The sequence below is a fragment of the Candidatus Sordicultor fermentans genome (genome assembly GCF_012728195.1).
Lineage (GTDB): Bacteria > Atribacterota > Atribacteria > Atribacterales > Caldatribacteriaceae > Sordicultor > Sordicultor fermentans.
In genome coordinates this window covers 1-7622 of record NZ_JAAYFP010000200.1, presented here as the reverse complement: position 1 = coordinate 7622, position 7622 = coordinate 1, and the positions used below count along the sequence as shown (strand labels likewise).

Below are 7622 nucleotides of genomic sequence, written 5' to 3'. Positions count from 1 at the left end.
CTCTACTATTCCTAAACCCAGTTTCTGGACTATTTCTAATGAAATCATTGGTAGCACTTTATACCATCTCAAAGAGAGAAAACCGGAGGTCAGAGGGTTTATCCATCTGGTTTCCTTTGAGTGTGGACCAGATTCTTTAGTTGGAGAGTTAATTGAACGTCTTCTCAAAAGAGAAAAGGAGTCTCTCCCTTACTTGCGTTTAGAAATTGACGAGCACACCGGAGAAGCAGGGTTGGTTACTCGTTTAGAAGCTTTTGTAGATATGATGGAGTGGAGGTATAAAAGCCTTGAAAGCTACGTTTCCCCATTTGCTTCATCTTGATATCGCCTTAGGAGTTCTCTACCCCACTCTGGGCGTAGAAATCATAACCCCTCCTCCTATTACTCAAAAAACCATTGAAATTGGAGTAAAACTAGCTCCTCAGAATGCTTGCTTTCCTCTCAAAGTAACTCTGGCTAACTTTGTAGAAGGAATTGAACTGGGAGCCGATACTATTTTTATGGCCGGAGGGGTGGGGCCTTGTCGTTTTGGTTATTACGGACAAATTCAAAATATAATTTTAGAAGATTTAGGTTACAACGTTGATTTTGTCCTATTAGACCATCCTCGCTATGGTATTCGTCCTTTTATAAAAGCCCTGCAAACTATGGCCGGGGGAAGGGTCCTTTCCTCCCGAGTTATCAAAGTAGCCAGCTTGGCCTGGAAAGTTTTGCGCTTTACCGAAGACTTAGAGACAGAAAGAAGAGCGCTGCGTGCTCAGGTAAAAGACCGTCAAAAATTAGATGAAATAGTAGAAGGAGCGCTGGAACAACTACGTCAGGTAAATAATGAAAAAAGCTTCCAGGCTATCAAAGAAGAAACTATGAAAAAGTTAGATAATTTAGAACGGAAAGAAACAGAAGACCTCATAAAAGTGGGAATAGTAGGAGAGATTTATGTAGCCCAGGAAACTAAAATAAATTTCAATGTGGAAAAGATCCTGGGAGAGCTAGGAGCATACGTACACAACTCTGTTTCTACGGTAGAGTATGTTTTGCACACCCTGCCATTTACTCGTTCCCGGGAAAAATTAGAAGCCTGGGAGCTAGCCAAGCCTTACCTGAAGAGATTTGTAGGAGGAGAAGGAATTGATACAGTAGGCAGCGCCATTCGCTATGCTCAATGGGGCTTTGATGGAGTTGTCCATCTTTATCCTTTTACCTGTATGCCTGAAGTAGTGGCTAAAAGTATACTTACCGCAGTAAGCAGGGATTACGACTTACCTACTCTGCATTTAGCCATAGATGAACATTCTGGAGAGGCGGGATTAGTTACCAGAGTGGAAGCATTTGTAGATGTTTTAGAAAGAAGAAAAAAACTGAAGAAAAAAAAGGTGGAGGTTAGTTAAATGGACCTTTATTTAGGAGTGGATGTGGGCTCAGTAACCACTAAGTTTGTGCTTATAGACGAAGAAAAAAACATTCTGGCCAGTTGCTATTTGCGCACTAGCGGCGATCCGATTGGAGCGCTCAAAGAAGGTTTACAATACATAGAAAGACATTTTCCCAGTGGTGGAGAAATAAAAGGAGTAGGTAGTACCGGTAGCGCCCGACACCTAGCTGGCATAGTAGTAGGAGCAGATATAGTCAAAAACGAAATTACCGCTCACGCCATAGCAGCCATCACCCGAGTACCTGAAGTACGAACAGTTTTTGAAATTGGAGGACAGGACAGTAAGTTAATTATCATTCGAGATGGCGTGGTGGAAGACTTCGCTATGAATACCGTTTGCGCAGCCGGAACAGGTTCTTTTCTGGAGCATCAAGCGGTACGTCTCAATGTTCCCATCGAAGAATTTGGAAAATTAGCTCTCCGGGCTGAACAGGCAGTGCGCATTGCTGGAAGATGCACGGTTTTTGCTGAATCAGATATGATTCATAAACAACAATTAGGTTTTGGCAAGCCAGAAATCGTCAAAGGACTTTGTGAAGCCTTAGTGCGGAACTTCATCAATAATTTAGCTACGGGGAAAACCATAGAAGACCCCATCGTTTTCCAGGGAGGAGTAGCTGCCAACGAGGGGATTGTTCAGGCATTCCGAGATTTCTTCCAGGGTAAAAAGAAGATTGTCGTTCCTCCTGAGCATGGAGTCATGGGAGCCTGGGGAGCAGCTATTTTAGCCCTGGAGTATGCTCCAGAAAAAAGTACTTTTTCTGGATTTGAAGTGATTGGTCGTCAGTTTGAAAGCCGGAGCTTTACCTGTGAAGATTGTCCCAATGCCTGCGAAATAGTAATACTAAAGGAAGAAAATGATATTAAGGCTTTATGGGGTAGTCGCTGCGGCAAGTGGACTCCTGTTACGGTCAGACAGAGATGGGAAGAACAAGAAGATAAATCCGAGGAGCCTCTCCAGATAGAAGAGGAAGAGTCTTTGGTAAAAGGTTAATCATGGTTCTGAAGGGCTTTCTTTTTCTCTAACCGATTGGAGAGCTTCCTGTAAAATCTGGTTTAATTTTTGAGTTTTTTCTTCAACTTCCTGAACAAGTATAGCTATATCAGACCAGGTGCGGGGAGGGGAAAACCATTCCCACCTTTTACTGCCTCCCAAAATGAGGAAAAAAACTATTACCATTACCAGAAGAATTATCCACCATCCTATTTTCCTGAACCCTCTTCTTGTTTCTCCTTTCTCCATAGCGTAATACCGAAACTCATTATTCCCGGAAAGCAGGAAGCTTATTAACTTCCTGAGTTAGAAGCTCAATAAGATACTGAAGGTCTTGCCAGGTAGAAATTAGCTCATCAGAGAATTGTTGCAAGCTCATGAAATTAACCAAACTTTTGATATCCCTCTGGAGCCTAACCACTTCTAAAGCTCCTCGATAGACTTTGGCGTTCTCAGAAAGAACCAGAAGAAACTTTTTGATAGTCCGGTCAGCATTCTTAATTGTCTCATAAATCTTATCTTCCAGAGAAATAAATTCCTTCCAGATTTGGATTTCTTTGGCTTTAAATTCTACTTGCATTTCTAAACTTCTTCTCCTGATGTTTCTTATCTCCTCGTCCTGCTCCAGAGATAGTTCTTTTAACTCTTCTTCCAGTTCTAATTTTTCATCTTCCAGAATTCTGATCTGGTCTTTAGATTTTTTAAGCAACTCCTGGAGTTCCTCTATCTTTCCTCTCAATTCTTCTTCTATCTGGGGTCTAAGATCAGAGATGTGTTCATAAGAGACGGTAATCTCTTCTAATTTGTCTACCATAGGGTCTATAATCGCATCAAGATTCTCTGCTTTTTCTATCATATTTATTATTTCATCCAGAGCCTTCAGGTTTCTTTCAATCTGGTAGTAAACCTGATTGCTTCCTGCAGTATAAAAAGATTGAGCAGTGAAGCCTACCCTCTCGGCCACAAACTTCATATCTTCTTTAGAATGAGAAATAGGAATATCTCCGGCTAAGGTTCCCAGAAAGAAGGCCACAAAAATCACTAAACCCACGACTACATATCGCCTCAAGGCTCGCACTTTTTTAACACCTCCTTTCTTCTATAGCGGCTTTGGCTCACCCAGGCAACATAGAGTAATAAGAGGAAAATTGCAGAAAAAACGTAAAACTTAAGTTAGAATAGTATAATGTCACAGCTTTAAACGAAACATATCCCTTTTTATTCCCCCTGTTTTTCTCTCAACGAAGAAAAAATACAGAAGAAAAAGAGCTGTAATAGATAGATAGCTTCCAAAAAATATTAAAAGTTGTATAATGTATAATAGCCGGGTAAAAGGAAATTGGTCGTGAAGACCAGAGGAGTGGGAAGCTTTTAGTCCTCTTTGCCCGGCCGTTTTTAAAACATCCTCCTGTGGAATAAAATATTATCAATTTAGTTTACTTTTAAAAATCCCAAACTGAAGGGAGGCCTGAACATATATGCCTATCAAACGCAAAATGACTCGAGAGAATCTGGAAAATGCTTATGCTGGCGAATCACAAGCTTACATGAGATATCTAATTTTTTCTCAGGTAGCAGAACAAGAGGGAAAGCCTAATATTGCTCGCCTTTTTAAGGCCATCGCTTATGCTGAGGAAGTCCACGCTACCAATCATTACCGAGCTTTAGGGTATATCAACAATACACTTAAAAATCTGGATATGGCCATTGCCGGAGAAATATATGAAGTGGAGGAAATGTATCCCGCTTACAATGCTGTAGCTAAACTTCAGGGAGAAAAAGAAGCAGAAATAACCACCCACGGAGCATTAGAAGCAGAAAAAATTCATGTCCAGATGTACAAAAAAGCTAAAGAAGCTGCCGAAGACGGTAAAGATGTAGCTTTAGGAACCATTCAGATATGTTCAGTGTGTGGTTACACCGCAGAAGGAGAGGCTCCGGAAAAATGTCCCATCTGTGGAGCTTCTCGAGAAAAATTCAAAGCTTTCTAAGGAGGTAAGAAGATGACTAATTTTAGCGACCTTTTTCAATCGGCCGACTGGAAAGAGGAAAAGCATGTTCCGGTAATTGAAGGACCTGATACAGTTAAAAAAGGAGAGCTTACTAATTTTACCGTAACTGTAGGAAAAGAGATTCCTCATCCCAATACCACCGAACATCACATCCGGTGGATAGCGGTCTATTTCCTGCCTACAGGAGGGAAGTTTCCTTTTCAGTTAGGACATTTTGAATTCACTGCTCATGGAGAAAGTACTGAAGGTCCTAATCAAGGGCCGGTATATACCGAACCACGAGTGAGCTTTTCCTTTAAAACCAATCAACCAGGAACTATTTTTGTCACTTCCTACTGCAATATCCATGGACTGTGGAAAGGAGAAAAGGAAATCAAAGTAGAATAGTAAAAAGGGGGTAACACCCCCTTTTTACTATGTTGTTATTTACATTTTCTTATGGAAGAAAATCATAAATTTTCTCATCCTCATAACAATGAAAAAGCTCTTTCAGTTGCCATAATCCTGAATTTTATCGTTTCCCTGATCGAAATCATAGGAGGAATATGGTCGGGAAGCTTAGCCCTACTTTCCGACGCTCTACACAATTTAGGAGACACCACCTCTCTTTTTATAAGTCTTTTCTCTCTCCGCCTTTCTTTGAAAGAAGAAACTCCTCAAAGAACCTATGGCTATCGGAGAGCAGAAGTTCTGGGTGCTTTTGTTAATTCTCTGTTAATATTTGCCACCCTTGGCTACATTTTTATAGAAGCTATTCAGAGACTTTTCTCTCCCCGGGTAATAGAAACCCATATCCTTTTAGAAATAGCAATAATAGGTCTTTTGGGAAATTTGTTTTCCGTTTTCTTACTCTTTCCTGGTTCACGAGAAAGTCTTAACCTCCGAAGTTCTTTCTGGCACCTTCTTGTAGACACCTTTTCTTCTTTAGCAGTAATAATTGGAGCTCTATTAATTAAGCATTGGGGATGGTTTTTTATTGATCCTCTCCTCAGCATAGGACTATCGATTCTCCTTTTACGAGGAAGCTGGAAAATGTTCAAAGAGGTGGTTAATATCCTTATGCAAGGAGCACCTCCTCACTTAAACCTGGAAAAATTGAAAAAAGCCTTAGAAACTCTGCCCGGGGTGAAAAATATTCACCATCTTCATGTATGGTCTTTAAATGAAAAAGAACATTTTGCTGAATTTCACGTAACTACTACCTGTTCCAGCTGGGAAGAAATTGACCAGCTCCGCGAAGAAATACAAAAAATTCTTTTCGAGGATTTTCGAATCGAACATTCCACCATTCAATTCGAAAATAAAGGTTGTAAAAACCATGATTTTATTGTGAAAGAAAAATAAGCTTGTGTTTTCTTAAAAAGGTTCTTCCTCTTCCAAGACTTTCCTTATCTCTTCTTCTGTGGCTCGAAGACGATCCCTCAAAAAGCGGTACAAGAAAGAGGCTCTTTTAACTTTTTCCGTCAAATTGTCTATTTCTATTTCCTCATTCTCCAGTTCATCTACAATGGATTTCAGTTCCTGAAAAGCCTCACTATAGCTCAGATTGTTCTCTTCCATAAGTCTCCTCCACTTTACTTTTTATCCAGCCATCCATCAGGCGGGTAGAAATATTTTCTCCTTCTTGTAAATCTCTAAAGCTTTTCACCACTTTACCTTCTCGATAAGTCACACTGTAACCCCGGCGGAGAACATTCTCGGGATTCAACAAACGTATTGCCTGTTCAGCTCTTTTTAACGCTTCCCACTCCTTGGAAACTCTCTCCTCCACTAAATTTTTTAATTGTCTTTCATAGGCTCTCTGGTTTTCTCCTATTTCTCCCAGAATCCTTTGAGAATGTACCAATAATCTCTCCCGACAAAAAGAAAGTTCTTTCCCCGATGAAAGAAGTAAATCCCCTACTCTTCTAGTCCATTGATCGACCAGAACAGTTAGAACACGTCTTTCTTTCTCTATAAAGTTTTCTATTATCTCTTTTAACTCCGCCATTTCCTCTTCTATCTCTTCCTCTACCATTTTCATTTGATTAATAAGAAATTCAGCTACTGCAGTGGGAGTCTTCAGGCTGGTATGAGCCACATAATCTAAAACTGTATCATCCCGCTCATGGCCAATACCCACCACAACCGGAAGAGGGAAGGTGGCTACTGCCTTTCCTAAAAGGTAGCTATCAAAACAGCTCAAATCGACACTGGAGCCCCCTCCTCTAATTATTACCACTATATCAAAATAATTTTGTTCTCTCTTTATCTCTTCCAAAGAAGAAAAAAGGGAGTTTTCAGCCTCTTCTCCTTGCATCAAAGTGGGGAATAACTGACAGGAAAAAGTAAAACCATAAACATTGTTCTGAAGATGACTTATAAAGTCCTCCCATCCCGCTGCTGTAGGAGAAGAAATTATTGCAATCCGCTGAGGAAAAAGGGGAAAAGGAAGGGAGCGATTAAGAGTCAAAAACCCTTCTTTCTCCAGGCATTCTAATATTTCTCTTCTTTTACGCATCATCTCTCCCAGGGAATAAGAAGGGTCGACTTCTTTAATATCCAAACTCAGACCATGAACAGGATGAAATCGCAATCGAGTTAAAAAGAGAACTTTCATTCCCCGTTCCAGGTTTTTACCAGTTGCTTCCAGAAAAGAGGAAACCACCAGAGGATAATTAGAAGACCAGATAATCCCCTTCATCCGGGCTACCACGCGGTCATCTTCTTTTTCTACCAACTCCAAGTAACAGTGTCCAGTAGTAGAATTTAATCTTATCTCAGCAATTTCCGCTACTACCCAAAGAGGGGCAGAAAAGTAACAATTTTCTACTACATCTTTCAATATCTGATTCAACTCTTTTAGAGTAAGATAAGATGGTTGGGAAATATTTTCCACAGTTTCCTCCTTTACTGTTCAATTTTACCAGAAGAAAGCTTTTATACAATCATTCGCCCAGTTGTAACTATAACCAGACTATAAATAATTTAAATAAACTTTTATCCGATATGCTGGATTAAGAAAAATGGCTCATCCTCTCACCAGCTCCTGCAACTTCTTTTCTCTATCCCACCAACAAAAAAAGCAGGAGATAAACTCCTGCTTTTTCTCCCGGCAGCTTCCTACTTTCCCACCCAGTTGCCCAGGCAGTATCATCGGCGTTAGAGGGCTTAGCTTTCGTGTTCGGAATGGGAACGAGCGTTT

General features: G+C 40.4%; 9 protein-coding genes, 1 rRNA gene and 1 pseudogene. 6 read left to right on the top strand and 5 right to left on the bottom strand.

Annotated elements, in window-relative coordinates:
* The 3 genes and pseudogenes from GXZ17_RS09955 to GXZ17_RS09945 form a co-directional block, all read left to right on the top strand.
* A pseudogene (locus GXZ17_RS09955) lies at window positions 1-322 on the top strand (hypothetical protein); the annotation flags it as partial.
* A complete protein-coding gene (locus GXZ17_RS09950) occupies window positions 288-1388 on the top strand; it encodes a hypothetical protein (protein WP_409377132.1) in 1101 nt (366 codons plus the stop codon). The pseudogene GXZ17_RS09955 and the gene GXZ17_RS09950, both read left to right, overlap by 35 nt.
* Window positions 1389-2426 (top strand): acyl-CoA dehydratase activase, encoded by a 1038-nt coding sequence (locus tag GXZ17_RS09945; protein WP_409377131.1) that lies wholly within the window; start codon window positions 1389-1391, stop codon window positions 2424-2426.
* On the opposite strand, the gene GXZ17_RS09940 is transcribed toward GXZ17_RS09945, so the two are convergent.
* Together GXZ17_RS09940 and GXZ17_RS09935 are read right to left on the bottom strand one after the other, a co-directional pair.
* Entirely contained in the window at window positions 2427-2675 is a 249-nt protein-coding gene (locus GXZ17_RS09940) for a hypothetical protein (protein ID WP_409377130.1), read from the bottom strand. It abuts the gene before it with no gap.
* Between the two features lie 19 nt (window positions 2676-2694).
* Complete coding sequence (locus tag GXZ17_RS09935; RefSeq protein WP_409377129.1) at window positions 2695-3504, bottom strand: hypothetical protein; 810 nt, start codon at window positions 3502-3504, stop codon at window positions 2695-2697.
* Between the two features lie 400 nt (window positions 3505-3904).
* Between GXZ17_RS09935 and GXZ17_RS09930 the strand changes: the two genes are divergently transcribed.
* From GXZ17_RS09930 to GXZ17_RS09920, 3 genes are read left to right on the top strand one after another with little or no spacing between them, the layout of a single operon-like run.
* A complete protein-coding gene (locus GXZ17_RS09930) occupies window positions 3905-4417 on the top strand; it encodes a rubrerythrin family protein (RefSeq protein ID WP_409377128.1) in 513 nt (170 codons plus the stop codon).
* A 12-nt stretch (window positions 4418-4429) separates the two neighbouring features.
* Window positions 4430-4825, top strand: a complete 396-nt coding sequence (locus tag GXZ17_RS09925) for a class II SORL domain-containing protein (protein WP_409377127.1) — start codon at window positions 4430-4432, stop codon at window positions 4823-4825.
* Window positions 4826-4876: 51 nt separating this feature from the next.
* On the top strand, window positions 4877-5782 hold the full coding sequence (locus tag GXZ17_RS09920) for a cation diffusion facilitator family transporter (protein WP_409377126.1): 906 nt from the start codon (window positions 4877-4879) through the stop codon (window positions 5780-5782).
* 12 nt (window positions 5783-5794) lie between these two features.
* Here the strand turns inward: GXZ17_RS09920 and xseB are convergent, their stop codons facing one another.
* The 3 genes from xseB to rrf form a co-directional block, all read right to left on the bottom strand.
* A complete protein-coding gene (gene xseB, locus GXZ17_RS09915) occupies window positions 5795-5998 on the bottom strand; it encodes an exodeoxyribonuclease VII small subunit (protein ID WP_409377125.1) in 204 nt (67 codons plus the stop codon).
* On the bottom strand, window positions 5973-7316 hold the full coding sequence (xseA, locus tag GXZ17_RS09910; RefSeq protein WP_409377124.1) for an exodeoxyribonuclease VII large subunit: 1344 nt from the start codon (window positions 7314-7316) through the stop codon (window positions 5973-5975). The genes xseB and xseA overlap by 26 nt, the downstream gene beginning before the upstream one ends.
* 211 nt (window positions 7317-7527) lie before the next feature.
* Window positions 7528-7622: ribosomal RNA gene (rrf, locus tag GXZ17_RS09905) — 5S ribosomal RNA — on the bottom strand; the annotation flags it as partial.